The sequence below is a fragment of the Microbacterium meiriae genome, from assembly GCF_040686935.1.
In the GTDB taxonomy this organism is placed as follows: domain Bacteria; phylum Actinomycetota; class Actinomycetes; order Actinomycetales; family Microbacteriaceae; genus Microbacterium; species Microbacterium meiriae.
The window spans coordinates 684,555-700,009 of record NZ_JBFBMF010000001.1 but is presented as its reverse complement, the minus strand read 5'-3'; the positions used below and the strand labels follow the sequence as shown (position 1 = coordinate 700,009).

16 protein-coding genes are annotated in these 15,455 nt (G+C 69.2%); 9 read left to right on the top strand and 7 right to left on the bottom strand.

The genetic code is table 11. The annotated features are described in order from the left end of the window. Window positions 1-3: 3 nt before the first annotated feature. A complete protein-coding gene (locus tag AB0P08_RS03455) occupies window positions 4-1,530 on the bottom strand; it encodes a sugar transferase (protein ID WP_268777657.1) in 1,527 nt (508 codons plus the stop codon). Between the two features lie 313 nt (window positions 1,531-1,843). On the opposite strand from AB0P08_RS03455, the gene AB0P08_RS03450 reads away from it, so the two are divergent. Continuing rightward, window positions 1,844-3,034, top strand: a complete 1,191-nt coding sequence (locus tag AB0P08_RS03450) for a low temperature requirement protein A (RefSeq protein ID WP_522727291.1) — start codon at window positions 1,844-1,846, stop codon at window positions 3,032-3,034. A 9-nt stretch (window positions 3,035-3,043) separates the two neighbouring features. Here the strand turns inward: AB0P08_RS03450 and AB0P08_RS03445 are convergent, their stop codons facing one another. Continuing rightward, complete coding sequence (locus tag AB0P08_RS03445) at window positions 3,044-3,658, bottom strand: TetR/AcrR family transcriptional regulator (RefSeq protein ID WP_363588066.1); 615 nt, start codon at window positions 3,656-3,658, stop codon at window positions 3,044-3,046. A 367-nt stretch (window positions 3,659-4,025) separates the two neighbouring features. Here AB0P08_RS03445 and AB0P08_RS03440 point away from each other — a divergent pair, with 367 nt between their 5' ends. From AB0P08_RS03440 to AB0P08_RS03430, 3 genes are all read left to right on the top strand, one after another. After that, the gene (locus tag AB0P08_RS03440) at window positions 4,026-4,982 is read left to right on the top strand and encodes an intradiol ring-cleavage dioxygenase (protein WP_363588064.1); all 957 of its coding nucleotides are present in this window, start codon (window positions 4,026-4,028) and stop codon (window positions 4,980-4,982) included. Between the two features lie 194 nt (window positions 4,983-5,176). Further along, window positions 5,177-5,455 carry a hypothetical protein gene (locus AB0P08_RS03435; protein ID WP_187663200.1) on the top strand — a complete coding sequence of 93 codons (279 nt, stop codon included), beginning with the start codon at window positions 5,177-5,179 and terminating at the stop codon, window positions 5,453-5,455. 151 nt (window positions 5,456-5,606) lie between these two features. Then, window positions 5,607-6,674 (top strand): fatty acid desaturase family protein, encoded by a 1,068-nt coding sequence (locus AB0P08_RS03430; RefSeq protein ID WP_522727290.1) that lies wholly within the window; start codon window positions 5,607-5,609, stop codon window positions 6,672-6,674. Between the two features lie 64 nt (window positions 6,675-6,738). Here the strand turns inward: AB0P08_RS03430 and AB0P08_RS03425 are convergent, their stop codons facing one another. The 3 genes from AB0P08_RS03425 to AB0P08_RS03415 all read right to left on the bottom strand — a co-directional run bounded on the left by AB0P08_RS03425 (window position 6,739) and on the right by AB0P08_RS03415 (window position 9,210). After that, a complete protein-coding gene (locus AB0P08_RS03425; RefSeq protein ID WP_363588062.1) occupies window positions 6,739-8,142 on the bottom strand; it encodes a coiled-coil domain-containing protein in 1,404 nt (467 codons plus the stop codon). A gap of 201 nt (window positions 8,143-8,343) precedes the next feature. Further along, window positions 8,344-8,868, bottom strand: coding sequence for a hypothetical protein (locus tag AB0P08_RS03420; RefSeq protein WP_363588060.1), 525 nt, complete (start codon window positions 8,866-8,868; stop codon window positions 8,344-8,346). A 36-nt stretch (window positions 8,869-8,904) separates the two neighbouring features. Next, window positions 8,905-9,210 (bottom strand): DUF7882 family protein, encoded by a 306-nt coding sequence (locus tag AB0P08_RS03415; protein WP_280564750.1) that lies wholly within the window; start codon window positions 9,208-9,210, stop codon window positions 8,905-8,907. 166 nt (window positions 9,211-9,376) lie between these two features. Between AB0P08_RS03415 and AB0P08_RS03410 the strand changes: the two genes are divergently transcribed. After that, window positions 9,377-10,702 (top strand): peptidoglycan DD-metalloendopeptidase family protein, encoded by a 1,326-nt coding sequence (locus tag AB0P08_RS03410; protein WP_363588058.1) that lies wholly within the window; start codon window positions 9,377-9,379, stop codon window positions 10,700-10,702. 43 nt (window positions 10,703-10,745) lie between these two features. Beyond that, the gene (locus AB0P08_RS03405; RefSeq protein ID WP_363588056.1) at window positions 10,746-11,591 is read left to right on the top strand and encodes a transposase; all 846 of its coding nucleotides are present in this window, start codon (window positions 10,746-10,748) and stop codon (window positions 11,589-11,591) included. 3 nt (window positions 11,592-11,594) lie between these two features. Here AB0P08_RS03405 and AB0P08_RS03400 read toward each other — a convergent pair whose 3' ends face one another. Next, on the bottom strand, window positions 11,595-12,032 hold the full coding sequence (locus AB0P08_RS03400) for a hypothetical protein (protein ID WP_363588054.1): 438 nt from the start codon (window positions 12,030-12,032) through the stop codon (window positions 11,595-11,597). Window positions 12,033-12,139: 107 nt separating this feature from the next. Here AB0P08_RS03400 and AB0P08_RS03395 point away from each other — a divergent pair, with 107 nt between their 5' ends. The 3 genes from AB0P08_RS03395 to AB0P08_RS03385 all read left to right on the top strand — a co-directional run bounded on the left by AB0P08_RS03395 (window position 12,140) and on the right by AB0P08_RS03385 (window position 15,189). Then, window positions 12,140-12,883 (top strand): phosphotransferase, encoded by a 744-nt coding sequence (locus AB0P08_RS03395; protein ID WP_363588052.1) that lies wholly within the window; start codon window positions 12,140-12,142, stop codon window positions 12,881-12,883. Between the two features lie 35 nt (window positions 12,884-12,918). After that, the gene (locus AB0P08_RS03390) at window positions 12,919-13,953 is read left to right on the top strand and encodes an alpha/beta fold hydrolase (protein WP_363588050.1); all 1,035 of its coding nucleotides are present in this window, start codon (window positions 12,919-12,921) and stop codon (window positions 13,951-13,953) included. 435 nt (window positions 13,954-14,388) lie between these two features. Further along, the gene (locus AB0P08_RS03385; RefSeq protein ID WP_029266269.1) at window positions 14,389-15,189 is read left to right on the top strand and encodes an abortive infection family protein; all 801 of its coding nucleotides are present in this window, start codon (window positions 14,389-14,391) and stop codon (window positions 15,187-15,189) included. A 33-nt stretch (window positions 15,190-15,222) separates the two neighbouring features. On the opposite strand, the gene AB0P08_RS03380 is transcribed toward AB0P08_RS03385, so the two are convergent. Further along, window positions 15,223-15,447, bottom strand: a complete 225-nt coding sequence (locus tag AB0P08_RS03380; RefSeq protein ID WP_029266267.1) for a hypothetical protein — start codon at window positions 15,445-15,447, stop codon at window positions 15,223-15,225. Between the last annotated feature and the right edge of the window lie 8 nt (window positions 15,448-15,455).

Below are 15,455 nucleotides of genomic sequence, written 5' to 3'. Positions count from 1 at the left end.
CGCTCAGTATGCCCCGCTCGGCTGCGCCATGACCTTCGCGGTGCGCCACATGATCTGCAGATCGTTCATGACGGACCAGTTCTCCACGTAGCGCAGGTCGAGCCGCACGCTCTCGTCCCACGACAGGTCGCTGCGTCCGGAGACCTGCCACAGACCCGTGATCCCGGGCTTGATGTACAGGCGGCGGAACACGGTGCCGTCGTAAGCGGTGACCTCGCTGGGCAGCGGCGGCCGCGGACCGACGACGCTCATGTCGCCGACCAGCACGTTCCAGAACTGCGGGAGCTCATCCAGCGACAGCTTGCGCAGCACCTTCCCGACGCGGGTCACGCGGGGGTCGTCCTTCATCTTGAAGAGGAGGCCGGCGCCCTCGTTGTGGTCCTTCAGCGCCGCGAGCTGCTTCTCGGCGTCGGTGCGCATGGAACGGAACTTGACCATCTTGAACGTACGGCCGTCCCGGCCGACACGCTCCTGGAAGAAGAACACGGGCCCCGGAGAGTCGAGCTTGATGAGAGCGCTGAGCACAGGTGTGAGCAGCGCGATCGGAATCAGCGCGATGGCGGCCACCAGTACGTCGAGGGCGCGCTTCAGCAGGTGGACGCCGCCCTCGTAGGTCGGGATCTTCACCTGGATCAGCGGCAGGCCGTCGACCTGGCGGAGCGAGATGCGAGGACCCGCGACGTCCGTCAGGCGGCTCGAGAGGACGAGCTCGGCGGCGGTGCCTTCGAGCTGCCAGCTGAGCTGCTTGACGAAGTCGGGGGACCCCTCGGGGCGGCTCGCCACGATGATGGTGTCCGCCCCGAGCTGTGCCGCCGCGGGGGCGACGGTGTCCAGATCGCCCACGACCGGGTAGATGCTCTCCCCGATCCTGAGCGCGCCGGCATTGCGATCCAGCAACGTCGTCCCCACGACGTGGTAGCCGTTCTCCCCGCCCTTCTGCAGGGAGTCGATCACATACTCGACGTCCTCGGTGGCGCCGACCACCAGTGTCCTCGACGCGAACCGTCCGGACAGGCGCTGCCGCTGCAGCCAGCGACGCCAGGCCCAGCGGGCGAAGAGGAGACCGAGCATGCCGACCGGGAGCGCGATGAAGAACAGCGGCTGCAGCCCTTCCCACTCCAGGAGCACGCCCGCAATGGCGGTGATGCCGAAGGCGAGACCCGCCGCGTGCGCGACGCGACGGTACTCCGTGGCCCCAGACCCGAAGATGGCGGCGGCTCGGCTGTTGAGCGCCGACAGCATCAGGTACCAGGCGAGACCCAGCAATGCGGCGTTGCGCACGGCCTCGATCACCGTGACGCCGGTGAGCAGTTGGACCGCCGCCGTCAGTGCGACGGCGATCAGGATGACAGCCGCATCCGTGATCCGTAGCCGCATCCGATAGCGACGCTCCCACTGCAGGCGTCGTTCGAGCGTCGCCGAGACACGCGGCGTGCTCGCCGCATGCGTCACCGACGCGGTCGCCCGCGGAGCCGTGATCGGCGTGAAACCCGTACGAGCGATGCTCAGAGCATCCTCGACGGAAGTCATGCCGAGGCCCCTTGAGCCGTGAATGTACGCAGATAACCCCAGTGCGCCATCGTTTCCCCAGTTTTCCCCAGACCATGAACCCCACGTTCACGGACACGTCTGCGTCCCGACCCCTCGGGTCCTGCTGAAGCTTCGCGATCCCACATCGAGAAGGTGTCCTCGTCGTCCCAAACCGACGAGGCGTGCAGCAGGCACTGCAGACGGTCATCACTGTAGCGGATTCGGCCGCCCGACGGAAGCGCTTCCCGAGGGTGAGCGAAAACCCGTTCCGGAATACCGCATGCGAGGGTGCACCCGGAGCTAGTCTGTCGCGGTGACCGCGCACCCGACATCGAGTCCTCGCTTCCGTCTGCAGCCCATGCGGCCGCGCGACCCCGGTCAGCCGCATCGGGCCGCGAGTCCGCTGGAGCTCTTCTTCGACCTCGTCTTCGTGGTGGCGGTGAGCATCGCCTCGGCGCAGCTGCATCACGCGCTGAGCCACGGCGACTTCCTCCACGGGATCACCTCCTACGCGATGCTCTTCTTCGCGATCTGGTGGGCGTGGATGAACTTCACCTGGTTCGCGACCTCGTTCGACACGGACGACTGGCCGTACCGGATCGCCACGTTCGTCCAGATGGCGGGCGTCCTCATCCTCGCCGCCGGGATCCCCGGGGCCTTCGAGGAGGGCGACTTCACGCTCCCCGTGGTGGGCTACGTCGTCATGCGGATCGCGATGGTGGCGCAGTGGCTGCGCGCCTCGCGGAACGAGGGCCCGCTCCGGCGCGTCGCTCTGCGGTACGCCCTCGGCGTCGCCGTCGTGCAGGTGCTGTGGCTTCTGTTCCTGCTGATCCCGTCCGGCCCCGTGCAACTCGCGGCCTTCGTCGTCTTCGCGCTCATCGAGATCGCGGTCCCGGTGTTCGCCGAGCGCCGGCACCAGACACCCTGGCATCCGCACCACATCACGGAGCGCTACGGTCTGTTCACTCTCATCGTGCTCGGCGAGAGCCTCCTCGCCTCCGCCAACGCGATCATCGACGCGCTGGACGAGGTGGAGGCCCTGGGTCCGCTCCTGGCCATCTCGGCCCTCGCCTTCGTCGTGACGGCGGCGTTGTGGTGGATCTACTTCTGGCCGCCCCACCACCGGGCCATCACCACTCTCGGCCGTTCGCTGCGCTACGGCTACACGCACTACTTCGTCTTCGCGGCGGCCGCGGCCTTCTCCGCCGGCATCGAGGTGGAGCTGGACGTGATGACGGGGGAGAGCCATCTCGCTCCCGTGGCGGCCACCTTCACGGTGTCCATCCCGATTGCGGTGTTCCTGATCGGGATCTGGTGGGTCGCCATCCGCGACAATGCCGACCGCGTCGTCAACACGGTCATCCCCGTGGGGGCGCTGCTCGTCCTGCTCGACCCTTTCGTGCCCGTGCCGGTGGCGCTGACGGCAGCGGTCATGGTGGGGATCGTGGCGGTGCTGGTGATGCGGCCGCCGATTCCCCGCGGCGCCTCGGCGACGGACGCCTGAGCGCCGCGGTCAGACGCTGGCGGCGAACAGGGCCAGGCATTCGACGCGCAGGCGCGCGATCGCCCCGGTGTCACCGCGGAGGTGACGGATGAGGGCGTGCTGCATCATGCCGTCCGTGAGCGCATACGCGAAGAGCGGCGTGAAGCGGCAGGGCCGACCGCGCAGCTCGGAGTAGCGCTCGACCATGCGCCAGATGGCCTCCTGCAGGTCGGCCTCGACCTCCGCGATCGTGTCGCCGAAGCCGGACTCGAACAGCGATTGATTGCGGAGGTCGTACCAGAGCCGGTGCAGGCGGGCGTCGTCGTGCACGCTCCTGGCGAGTTCCTCCGCGGCGCCGGCCGCCAGGTCCTCCGCGGTCTCCGCCTCCTCCATGACGGCGAGGTAGCGGTCACCGAGCCCGCCCTTGGAGATCCGCACGGCCTCCGCGATGAGGTCGTTCTTGTCGGTGAAGTAGTAGTGCAGGGCTCCGTGCGAGAGCTCCGAATGCTGGGCGATCTCGCGGAGTCCCGTCCTGGCGAACCCGCGCTCGGCGATCGCCTCCAGCGCGGCTTCGGCCAGCGCTCGCCGGCGGATCGCGAACTTGTCCACCCCTGCGCGTTCCGCCCGCTTGGTCGCCGTCGTCATGCTGTGCCCCCGGTCTCGTCCCCTTCGGGATCGGTGCGGGCAATGCTATGGCATTCTCGCGGATCCGGACAGGCGTCCAGGAAAAACTTGACAGGTGCCAAGCCGCGTGTTGCACTGGATGCGCCACGGCCGCGCATGTCCCCTGCATGCCGGCCGTCTTCGTGGCCGCGCGAGCGATTCCCCCATCGCCCCGGCCCTGCGTTGTCCGCCGAGTTCTTCGAGCGCCAGCGCTGCAGAGCGGAGCGATGTCCCCGCATCCTCCGCTCTGCTCCCGCTTCTAGGCTCCTCATCGGTCGCGCATAGCTCCCTGATTGTTCACTCGTCGAGCATCGGGGGCAACGCCGCCCACGCTCGAGAGGAGCACATCATGAGCCGAATCCCCGAACCGACGTCGACGCCGCAGGGGCCCATGTACGAAGGACGACCGCTGGATCGCGCGGACGAAGAGGTGGTCGACCAGGGCGTCGCCTTCGATCTCCGGACGCTGATGAGCCGCCGCGGGCTCCTGATCGGCGGCGGCCTCGGCCTCGGCGCCGTCGTCCTCGCCGCCTGCGCTCCGACAGCCACCGGCTCGTCGTCGACGACCGCCACGCCCACGCCCAGCGCCGGCGCCACCGCATCGGACTCCGCGATCACGGAGATCCCGGATGAGACCGCCGGCCCCTACCCGGGCGACGGCTCGAACGGTCCCGACGTCCTCGACGAGGCGGGGATCATCCGCCAGGACATCCGCTCGTCCATCGACGGCGGTGCCACCGCGGACGGGGTCCCGCTCTCGTTCGAGTTGCAGATCCTCGACCTCGCGAACGGAGGGGTGCCGTTCGCGGGCGTCGCCGTGTACGCCTGGCACTGCAACGCCCAGGGGGAGTACTCGCTCTACTCGTCGGGGCTCGAGGACGTCTCCTATCTCCGCGGGGTGCAGGTCGCTGACGAGGACGGCAGGGTCTCCTTCACGTCCGTGTTCCCCGGGTGCTATTCGGGCCGGTGGCCCCACATCCACTTCGAGGTCTACCCGGACGCGGCGTCGATCACCGAAGCATCGAACGCGATCGCGACATCCCAGCTCGCGCTGCCCGAAGACGCCTGCGGAGCGGTCTACGCGGAGACGGCCTACGCCGGATCGGCGGACAACCTGGCACGGATCACGCTGACCTCCGACAACGTCTTCGGCGACGACGGCGGGGCATCGCAACTCGCGACGACGACGGGGAGCGTCGCCGGCGGCTACACGGCGACGCTCGTGATCGGCGTCGACACCACGACCGCCCCGAGCGCCGGTTCCGCACCGGGCGGGAGCGGGAGCGGACGCCCGCCGGGAAGTTGAGGTCGTCGGAGCGTGGTTCCGTGGATCTGCTAGACTGATCGTGCAACGTGTGCGTTTCGCCCCCTCTCGGCCGCCTCGTCGCCACTGATCAGGGCCATCCACGGACCACGCACATCGACGCGCGCGGAATCCGCCTCGGTCTCTTCACGTGCGGAGCGCGACAGCGCGCCCGCCCCACAGCAATGAGCATGAGCATGAGCACCACCACCATCCCTCCGTCCACCCCTCTCACCTGGAAGCAGGCCGACGTCGACGTGCACGTCGCCACCCGGAACGGCGAATTCGCCGGATTCGTCGAGTTCGACGGATCCGCGCACCGACTGCGCGACGAGCGTGGCACCGATCTCGGATCCTTCCCCTCCCTCGACGACGCCTTCCGTGCGCTCGCCGAGGCGAATGAGCCGAAGCGCGCCGCGGCGTCGCCGACTCGCCCGCGCCCCCGCCGTCGGCGCATGCGGCGGGCGCGAGCCTGACTCGTATGCCGGCTCGCGTATGCGGGCGCGGTTAGTGTGGCCACAGCGATCGGCATCCGCCCTTGGCTACCTCAGCTCAAGGGCTCCCGATCGGCAGGAGAGCATCATCTCCCTTTCACCCTCCCCGTCCGTCACCGCCACTCTGGGGCCCGTGCGTCAGACCTATGCCGGCAACGCGGACTTCCCGCCGCTCGCCCGGGCCTACCGGGACGTGCAGCAGGTCGTGAAGGAGACCGGGCTCCTGCAGCGGACGCCCGTGTTCTACTCGCTCGTCGGCGCCGCGCTGGTCGTCGCCTTCGCCGGTTGCGTCGCCGGATTCCTGATCCTCGGTGACAGCTGGTTCCAGCTGCTCATCGCCGCCGCCCTGGGCATCGTCTTCACGCAGGTCGCGTTCCTCGCCCATGAGGCCGCGCACCGCCAGATCCTCTCCACAGGACCGGCGAACTTCCGCCTGGCCCGCGTGCTCGCCGGCATCATCGGCATGAGCTACCACTGGTGGGATTCCAAGCACACCCGCCACCACGGCAACCCGAACCAGGTCGGCAAGGACCCTGACATCCAGGTCGACACCATCTCCTTCCTGGAGGAGGATGCGGCACAGTCGCGTGGCATCGTCCGGCTCATCACGCGGAAGCAGGGCTGGCTCTTCTTCCCCCTTCTGACGCTGGAAGGGCTCAACCTGCACTTCCTGGGTCTGAAGCACCTGATGACGCGCAAGAACGTGAAGGGTCGCTGGATCGAGCTCGGACTCATCGTGCTGCGGTTCGCCGTCCTCCTCGTGCCGCTGTTCCTCCTGCTGCCCGTCGGCATGGCCTTCGCGTTCCTGGGTGTGCAGCTCGCGGTCTTCGGCGTCTACATGGGTGCGTCCTTCGCCCCCAACCACAAGGGCATGCCGGTCATCGCCCCCGACGCCAAGCTCGACTTCTTCTCCAAGCAGGTGCGCACGTCGCGCAACATCCGCGGCGGGTGGTGGGTCACCGGGCTCATGGGAGGCCTCAATCACCAGGTGGAGCACCACCTCTTCCCGAACATGTCACGGCTGCACCTGTCGAAGGCGCGCGGCATCGTGCGCGACTACTGCGCCGCCAACGGCATCCCGTACACGGAGACGAGTCTCGGGCGCTCGTACGCGATCGTCATCGCCTACCTGAATCGGGTGGGCCTGGCGGCGCGCGACCCGTTCGACTGCCCCGCGGCGGCACAGCTCCGTCGCGCCTGACGCACACGGATACGACGAAGGGGCGAGCAGACAGCTGCTCGCCCCTTCGTCGTATCCGCGCGGATCAGCGCTTCGAGTCGTCCGTCTCGACGACGTCGATCGTGATCTTCTCCAGCGGACGGTCGTCGTCGAGCTCGTCGTCGAGGACCTCGTCTCCGCGGAAGCTCTCGACGGACGCCTCGACGACGTCGTCCTCGTTCTCGTCATCGTCCTCGTCGATCGTGGCCTCCGTCACTGCGATCTCCGTGGGGAGGCTGTCGTCGCTGAAGATGCCGTCGGGCCGGATGAGCTCGCGCACCTCGGCCATGAAGCTGGTGAGCTGCTGCTGCTGCCACCGCAGCTGACGGGCTCGGTCCTCGGCGTCGCGGAGGACGGTGGAGGTGTGGCCGGTCACCGCATCGACGATCTTCTGCGACTTCACGCGGGCACGCTCGAGGATGTCCCGCGCACGGACCTGTGCGTCGGCCTCGATCGCCTGCGCCTGCGAGCGCATGAGCTTCTCGTAGCCGTCGGCCTTCGCGGAGATGCGCTGGGCGTGCTCCAGCGAGGCCGTCACCTGCTCGTTGGCGTCGGTCGTGATGCGCTCGGCGTGGGCGACGGCCTGGTTGTGGAGGACCAGGAACTCCTGCTGCGCGTCGTCCTGCCGGCGGGTGAGGGTCTCCTCGAACTCCAGCACCCGGGCGTTCATCTCGCGCACCTCGCGCTCGGCGTCCGCCCGCAGCTGGGTGGTCTCGCGCGTGACGAGGGAACGCAGCGCGGCGGCCCCCTTCTCGGCCTCGGTGCGGATCGCCGTGGCCTCCTGCGACGCCTGGCTGACCTTCTCCGCGGCGTGTGCGGCCTCGCGCTCGATGCGCGCCTCATGGGCCGTGTACTCGGTCTCCATCTTCAGTCGCACCTGGTCGGCGTCGCGCTGAGCCTGGGAGATGATGCGCTCGGCATCCGCCTCGGCCTCGGCGCGCTGCGCGGCGACTTCTTCGCGGGCAGAGGTCATCAGGCGGTCGGCCTGCACGGCGGCGTTCTGGATGAGGACGTTCGCCTGCTCCTCGGCCACCCGCAGGATCGCCTCGAACTGCTGGCGAGACGGCGCTTCCTCACCGTCGGCCTGCGGCATGTCGACGAGCTCGGAGGTGAGCGTCGCCACCTGCTGCTCCGCGTCCGAGGCCTTGGCGTTCGCCGCGGCGAGCTCGGCCTCGAGGGCCTCCCGTGCCTCTCGCTCCTCCGCCTTGACCGCTTCGACCGACTCGGCCTCGCGGGCCTTCGCCTCGGCCACCTCGTCGGCCGCCTGCTGGAGCTGGGCCCGCATCGATGCGAGCGCGGCGTCGACCTCGCCCTTGTCGTAGCCACGGAATCCGATGGTGAATGCGGCCGAGGATGAGGACGACGTGTCGCGGGGATTCGTCTCGATCAGCTGATCGAAGAAGTCCGGCGACCGCTCGTCGTCGCGGGGAGTGCCCGAGGATTCGCTCATGGGTTCAAGCCTTTCTGGCGTGTCCGCGACACGAAGCGGACTTCGTTTCCGTGGACGGGATCGCAAGCACGGAGGAGGAGGCCTCCGGCATGCGCCACGACCGGGTCGTCATCCGAGTCCCCGCGGGGCGCGGCGCGCGTCTAGCCTAATTGCGTCGCCTGAGAATCGTGACCCCCATCTGCGGGGGCCGGTGAACGCTGATCAGGCCTGGCGGAACCAGCGCGCGTTGCGGTCGTCGAGCACAGGGCCCCGCTCGAACACGGAGACGGGGCCGTCGGCCACCTCGATCTGACGGGTAGCGGCCTCCGCGGCCACCAGGGCCCGCAGCTCCCGCCACAGCGGCGCGGTCTGCGGGAAGCCGAGGTACTCGCGGAAGGTCTCGACGCGCAACAGCGTTCCCTCGGGACCCGGAACCAGTCGCACGACCGTGTCGTCCGGTTCCACGAAGCGGATGCCCAATGCGTCGTCGGGGAGCAGAAAGAAGCTCGTGCCGCGGTCCGCGACGACCGTGCGCACGATCGCGGCCGCGGCTGCGGGGGAGTCGCGGACGACCAGCGTGGCGCCGAGATCGGCGAGGATCTCCTCCGTGCGGGCGGCGGTGTACCGATCGCCCGCACGCTGTCCCGCGGACGACGCGCTGCGCCGTACCCACCCCCGCAGGAACGCCGCTCCGACGATGAGGCCGAGGATGATCACGAAGAGAGCCGGGATCACTGCGGTGTCCACGGGCAGCGCCCCTTCCGTACCGGACGTCGGAGCGCGTCAGCGCGGGTCGGTGAGGTGGTCCAGGTGAAGATCGCCGGAGGCGTTGAGAGCCTGCACGATCTGCTGGATGCGGTGCGGGTCCACCGTCGGCGGCTCCGCGTCGTCGAAGCCGAACTGCAGGGGGATGGCGGGGTGGATCCACACGCTCGCCCGCCGGTCGATGCCGCCCTCGAGAGGCCGCCACGTCATCATGAAGCTCTCCTGTCGGCGCAGCTTCGTGGCGATGACGATCTTCAGATGCGCGAGCGTCTCATCGTCGATGAGGATCGGATCCGAGTGCCCGTCGTACCGGAGTCTTCCCATGATGCTGACGGTACACCCCTCCGGGGTCTCACCCCGTCCGGGGCGCGAGAGCAGCGGAACGGGAGTGAAGGGGGTGGCGTTCGCGTCGCCGGACGCCCGCCCTTGGTACGGTGACCGCGGAGGACACCACGTCCCCTGGGGCCGCCGAGCAAGAGAGAACTTCGAGATGAAGCGCACGTCCCGCTTGCGTCTTGGTCGCATCGGGATCGTCGCCGTGCTCGCGATCGTGCTGGGATCCCTGGTGCCGGCCCTCACCACGACCGGCTCCGCGGTCGCCGCTTCCGACGGCTACATGGTCTATCCGGCCTCGGGCAACATCCAGTCGAAGGTCGGAGACGGCTGCCTCGGCAACTATCGCGCGCACGACGGCATCGACATCTCCCGGAACGGCGGGACACCGATCCTGGCGGCGTACGACGGTGTGATCAAGAGCCGCACGTCGAACGGCGGCTACGGCAACTACGTCGATGTGCAGCACCCGGGCGGCTACGTCACCCGGTACGCCCACATGGCGGCATCCGGCTGGTACGCACCGGGCACGAAGGTCCTGCGCGGGCAGCAGATCGGTGTCGTCGGGAACACCGGCAACTCCGCCGCCTACCACCTGCACTTCGAGGTGTGGCTGAACGGCAAGGTCTACTCCCAGATCAACCAGGGTTTCACCTGCCTGTCGAACGTCACGCGAGGTGGGACGATCCCGCTGTTCTTCCCCGGTCTCGGAGCCAGCGACGCGGCGGGGATCGACACCGCCGACTTCACCGGCAACGGAAAGTCCGATCTTCTCGTCGTCGCGGGCAACGGGGACCTCCGACTGCGGGCGGGGGACGGCCGCAGCGGCCTCGCCGGCCCGACCACGCTGTTCGGAGGCGGGTGGGCGAACTCCCGACGGCACATCACCCACTCGGACTTCAACGGAGACGGCCATGCGGATATCCTCGTGGCCCGCTCCGACGGCGCCCTGGAGTACTACGCCGGGAACCGCGCCGGCGGCTTCCGGGCAGCGACCACCCCGGGAGCCGGGTGGTACGGAATGCGTCACGTCACCTCCGGTGCGGATTTCACCGGGGACGGACGGCAGGACGTCATCGGGGTGTCCCCTACCGGGACCCTCGTGATCTTCCCCGGCAACGGGGCCGGCGGCTTCCGCACTCCGAACGTCACCGTGGGCAACGGCTGGGAGGGTTTCCACTACCTCGTCGCCGGAGACTTCGACGGCGACGGACGGGGTGACCTCATCGGGGTCGCCGGCGATGGCGTGCTGAGGCTCTACACCGGCGCGTCGGGCCTGCGTACCTGGCGTCAAGCCGGGACCGGCTGGCAGGAGTTCACCGAGGTCACCGGCGGCGCGGACTACAACGGGGACGGCCGTGCGGACCTGGTCGCGCGCACGGCCGCAGGACAGCTCTATCTCTATCCCGGCAATGGCGCCGGAGGGTTCGGCACCAAGATCCTCATGGCCTCGGATGCGGCGGACTACCTCGCTATCGAATAGCCCCGTCGCGTGACCGGCCCCCGCCGACGCGTATCGTGGGCGCATGGCCGCTCCGACCCTCGATGACATCGCGGCGGCGCTGTACGCGGGGCCGCCCGAGGAGTTCACGGCCGCCCGGAATGCACGGGCGAAAGACCTCGACGATCGCGCGCTCGCCGCGGAGGTGAAGGCGCTCCGCAAGCCGGCGGTGGCCGCCTGGGTGGTCAACGTCTTCGCGCAGGAGCGTGCTGCGCAACTGGGGGAGGCCCTGGCGCTGGCCGCGGAGCTGCGCGAGGCCCAGGCGGATCTGGACGCTGCGGCGCTGGCGAAGCTCGGCCGGGAACGGCGCGCGCTGACCAGGCGGCTCGCCGAGACCGCCGCGGACCTCGCGGGCTCCCGCGGAGAACGGGTGACGGCGGCGACGCGGGATGCGGTCGAGCAGACGATCTCCGCGGCGTTCTTCGACCCGGACGCGGCGGCCGCCGTGGCGTCCGGCCGTCTCGTGCGGACGTTGGAACCTTCGGGCACGGCGGACGACATCCGCGATGCGGTGGCCGGAACGCTCCCCGCACTGCAGCCGCAACCCCCGCGTCCCCCGGACGAACTGCAGGAGCGCCGGAGGCGCCGGGACGCGGAACGTCGGGTGGCTGCTGCGGAGAAGGGCCTCGCGGCGGCGGAGCGCGCCCTCGCGAAGGAGGACGAGGCGGTGCAGGCGCTGCACGACCGCGCCGAGGAGCTGGCCGACGGAATCGCCGAGCTGGAAGCGCAGCTGGAGCAGCTGTGTCAGGAGGCCGACCGCGTCGAGCGCGATCGTCCCGGCGCGGAGAAGAGGCGCTCGGCGGCCGTGGAGAAGAAGGACACCGCTGCCGAGGCCGTGCAGGCGGCGCGCGAGGCCCTCGACGACCTCTGAGCGTCAGCCCCGGGCGGCGGCCTTCTCCTCGTCGGAGTTCGGCGTCCATCCGAACCAGCCGCCGTCGGACGGGATGACGCTCCAGTCGCCGCAGACGAAGACGGTCTTCGCCTCGTACGCGGAGGGTGCATCATCGAGAGTCCAGGTCGGGGCGGAGGTCCGCTCCGTCTCCACGCAGTCCTCCGGCAGTTTGGCCGTGCTCGCCAGCAGGAGGACGGCGTCGTCCGCGTCCTCGATGGTCGACGTCCGGAGCGTGAGGGCGGTCGCGTCGTCCGGAACCCAGTCCGCATCGACCGGCGCGTCCGCGCGGAAGGCGTCGACGTCATCGAATGTCCTGGTCGACTGCTTGTGCACGAGACCCTCCACGGCGGCGCATCCGCCGAGCAGCAGGGTGCCACCGATGAGCAGGGCGGCAGCGGGGAGGAGGGTGCGTCGTGTCATGATTCCACTCTGCTCACGGGCGCGGTGAACGGCGTCCGTCGGGGGAGGTATCCCTCGTCATCATCGGGAGTGATCTCTCCCGGAGGCGCCTCCGATAGCCTCGGAGGATGTGGGAGGAAGTCCTCGAGGGCGGCAACGCGAGCGGACCCGTCGTGCGGGTCGGGGACACCGTCCGGAAAGCGTGGACGGCTGCGACTCCGCACGTGATCGCCTATGTGCAGGCGATGCGGGACCGCGGAGTGGATGCGCCCGAGCCGCGCGGTAGAGACGCGCAGGGGCGGCAGATCATCGAGTTCGTCCCCGGCACGCTCGCGATGGACTCCGCACCGCTCTCCGCCGCCGAACTGGGTCGCGTGGGCGGGATGGTTCGCCGGATCCATGACGTATCGGCGCGCCATGTCCCCGCCACCGATGCGGTCTGGGAACCGCCCCTGTCAGCGCCGGCGCAGGAGCTCATCTGCCACAACGACCTGGCGCCGTGGAACCTGATGCTCGGCGACCGCTGGGTCTTCATCGACTGGGACGGCGCCGCCCCGAGCACCCGGTCCTGGGACCTCGCCTTCTCCGCACAGACGTTCGCGCTTCCGGATCCGAACGGGGACCCGCAGCGCTCCGCCGGCGACCTGGCGGCCTTCGTCGATGGATACGGTGCCGACGAGGAGCTGCGCGCGGAGCTTCCGGACATGATGCGCCAGCGCACGCAGGCGATGCTCGATCTGCTGCGCTCGTCCGCGGAGGCGGGACGCGAGCCGTGGGGGACGATGTACCGCACGGGTCACGGGGCGCACTGGGCGTCGGTGCTCGACTACGTCACCGCGCATCGGGATGTGTGGCAGCGCGCGCTGGGGTGACGTGCCGCCGGTGTGATTCTCCTAAGGTGATCGACATGAGTGACGACCTCGGCCGCGCAGTGATCGCGGATCTCTGCCGGATCCCGAACCCGGAGTCGATCGACAGGACGGCGTACGTCGACCTCGGCGGTGTCTCCCAGTTCGTCTCGATCCGCGGCCGCAGCACACGGAACCCCGTGCTCATCGTCTGTCACGGCGGTCCGGCCCTCCCGTCGCTGCCTTCGTCGTGGGTCTGGCAACGAGGCGTGGAGGAGTACTTCACGGTCGTCAACTACGACCAGCGCGCGAGCGGCAAGTCCGCGAGCGCAGTATCCGAAGGCATGGACCTCAGCGTCGACCGGTACGTCGGCGATCTCGCGGAGCTGATCGCGTGGCTCCAGCGGGAGCTCGGCGTGCAGAAGGTCGGAGTCCTCGGGCACAGCTGGGGGACGGTCCTCGGTCTCACCCTGGCCCAGCGGCGCCCCGACCTGCTGTGGGCGTATATCGGCGTCGGGCAGGTCATCTCCGGACCCGAGAACGAGGTGGCGAGCTTCCGCCACGCGATGCAGAGTGCTGTCGCGGACCGGAACGAGCAGGCGATCTCCGAGTTGCAGGCGCTCGGGGAGTACCCCGGTGAGGAGCCGTTGACCGTCGAACGCATCGTGACCTGCCGGAGGTGGGCGCAGTACTACGGCGGCCTCTCGGCGTATCGCTCCGACTTCGCCTACTTCACCGAGTCCCAGGAGCTGTCTCCGTATTACACGGACCCCGACCTGGAGCTCATCGGCATCGGGCAGCGGGCGACCATGCCCGAGGTGCTGCCAGCCCTGCTCGGCTTCGACGCCCGCGACCAGACCGCGTTCGAGGTGCCGATCCTCCAGTTCCTCGGACGACACGACTGGACGACCCCCACCGGACCGGTGGCCCGCTGGCTGGAGACCGTGACGGCGCCCGCGACGCACGTCGTCTGGTTCGAGAACTCCGCACACCTGTGCATGTTCGAGGAGCCGGGGAAATTCCTCGTGAGCCTCGTGACCCACGCGCTGCCGTATGCGGTCGCCGCAGGGCAAAGCAAAACCCCCGCCATGTAGAAGCTAGGCGAGGGTTTCTGGGCTGATTGTAATGTTCAGCCTTGTGGCTCCGACCGGCATCGATCCGGTGACCTTTCGAGTAAGAGTTTCGCCCTATCAGGGGTTTCTGCGGACTTGCGGGTGCTTTGAACAGTCCTGATCGCGCCTGCTTTCGGTTGCCAGCGAGTGCCGCGAGCTGGCGGTGAATCTGCGGAATAGATGCGGGGTTCTGGACATTCGGTAGCGTCTGCTCCGTGTCGATGGTCGCGCTTTATTCTTTGGCCACGAACCGATCGCGGTCCTCGTCCAGGCGCGGGGTCGCCCACGGCACCGTTTCCGCGAGCGACGCGAACCGCTCGGTGGGGTCGTCCGGCGTCGTGGGCATGCCCTCACGGTACTCGTGTCTCGCCTGCGCGAGGACTCCGGTGTTGTCTCCGCGGCCGCCAAGATGGAAGCATGACGTTCCCGCTCAACGACGAGATCGCCGCCGCCTTCGCGCAGTTCTTCTTCGGCGGCGGTAGCGGGCCGAGCCACTCCACGCTGTCACGACTCTTCGCGGGCGCCGGATACGTCGACGCTGATCCCTACGACTTGAACACGCAGGCACCGAACAAGCAGCAGCGCGTCCTCGCGGTGTTCCGAGCGGCCGAGCGGCGGCCCGCGGGCGCGCTCGTTGACGGGATGCTCAACGCGCTCCGGCTCGACGGCGCGTTTGGGAAGTATGCCGACGACAAGCACGTCGCTGACCTGCACGCGGCGGTGACCCACGCCGGCTGGGCGCTCTCGGCGTACGGACGGCTCGAGTACGCGGGCGACATCCACCTCGAGACCGGCGGTCGCGCCGCGCTCGATGAACAGCTCGAGCGGCTGCGGCGGAACATCGACGACCCGGCGGCGCTGCTCGGCGGGGCGAAGGAGCTGCTCGAAGCCGTCGCGAAGTTCGTCCTCGAGGAGGGCAACCGCCTGCCGGAGCGCGCCGACTTCCCGGCGCTGGTGGCGCTCTCGTTCGAGAAGCTGGGGCTTCGCCCGGCGGTCGTCGACGACTCGGTCCCGGGCGCGAAGCAGGTCCCCTCGATCTACCAGTCGGCGAAGACCGTAGCATTCACCGTCAACGAGCTGCGGAATCTGCAGGGCACCGGCCACGGCCGGACGCTCCTCACCGGAGTGACTGCTGAGGCGGCGCGCTACGTCATCCGCGAGGTTGTACACGTCGCCGACCTGATGTTGTCGACGCACGACCGCCAGATGGGGCGGTAGGCAGGCGCGGCCGTCGGAGGCCTTCGGGCGCGGCTAAGCCACGTCGCTCAGTAACTGATTCACCCGGCTCCGGCTGACGCCGAGCGCCTCCTGGAGCTCCTTGATGGGCGTGCCAGCTGCGCGAAGCGCCTTGCACACCGCCGCTCGCTTGGCGAGCAGCTCGGCGTGCTCGGCCTCGTTCGCCTGCAGACGTGCGACGATGTCCACTGCCTCTTTCAGCAGGGTCACCCGTGTCTCGGCGCGCTCGACGGCGGTCATGCGAACAC

Coding starts and splice junctions, on each gene's coding strand:
- AB0P08_RS03440 (WP_363588064.1), top strand. CDS start 4,026: ATGAGCCGAATCCCCGAACCGACGTCGACGCCGCAGGGGCCCATGTAC.
- AB0P08_RS03380 (WP_029266267.1), bottom strand. CDS start 15,447: ATGACCGCCGTCGAGCGCGCCGAGACACGGGTGACCCTGCTGAAAGAG.
- AB0P08_RS03400 (WP_363588054.1), bottom strand. CDS start 12,032: ATGACACGACGCACCCTCCTCCCCGCTGCCGCCCTGCTCATCGGTGGC.
- AB0P08_RS03455 (WP_268777657.1), bottom strand. CDS start 1,530: ATGACTTCCGTCGAGGATGCTCTGAGCATCGCTCGTACGGGTTTCACG.
- AB0P08_RS03410 (WP_363588058.1), top strand. CDS start 9,377: ATGAAGCGCACGTCCCGCTTGCGTCTTGGTCGCATCGGGATCGTCGCC.
- AB0P08_RS03445 (WP_363588066.1), bottom strand. CDS start 3,658: ATGACGACGGCGACCAAGCGGGCGGAACGCGCAGGGGTGGACAAGTTC.
- AB0P08_RS03385 (WP_029266269.1), top strand. CDS start 14,389: ATGACGTTCCCGCTCAACGACGAGATCGCCGCCGCCTTCGCGCAGTTC.
- AB0P08_RS03425 (WP_363588062.1), bottom strand. CDS start 8,142: ATGAGCGAATCCTCGGGCACTCCCCGCGACGACGAGCGGTCGCCGGAC.
- AB0P08_RS03390 (WP_363588050.1), top strand. CDS start 12,919: ATGAGTGACGACCTCGGCCGCGCAGTGATCGCGGATCTCTGCCGGATC.
- AB0P08_RS03435 (WP_187663200.1), top strand. CDS start 5,177: ATGAGCACCACCACCATCCCTCCGTCCACCCCTCTCACCTGGAAGCAG.
- AB0P08_RS03415 (WP_280564750.1), bottom strand. CDS start 9,210: ATGGGAAGACTCCGGTACGACGGGCACTCGGATCCGATCCTCATCGAC.
- AB0P08_RS03405 (WP_363588056.1), top strand. CDS start 10,746: ATGGCCGCTCCGACCCTCGATGACATCGCGGCGGCGCTGTACGCGGGG.
- AB0P08_RS03395 (WP_363588052.1), top strand. CDS start 12,140: ATGTGGGAGGAAGTCCTCGAGGGCGGCAACGCGAGCGGACCCGTCGTG.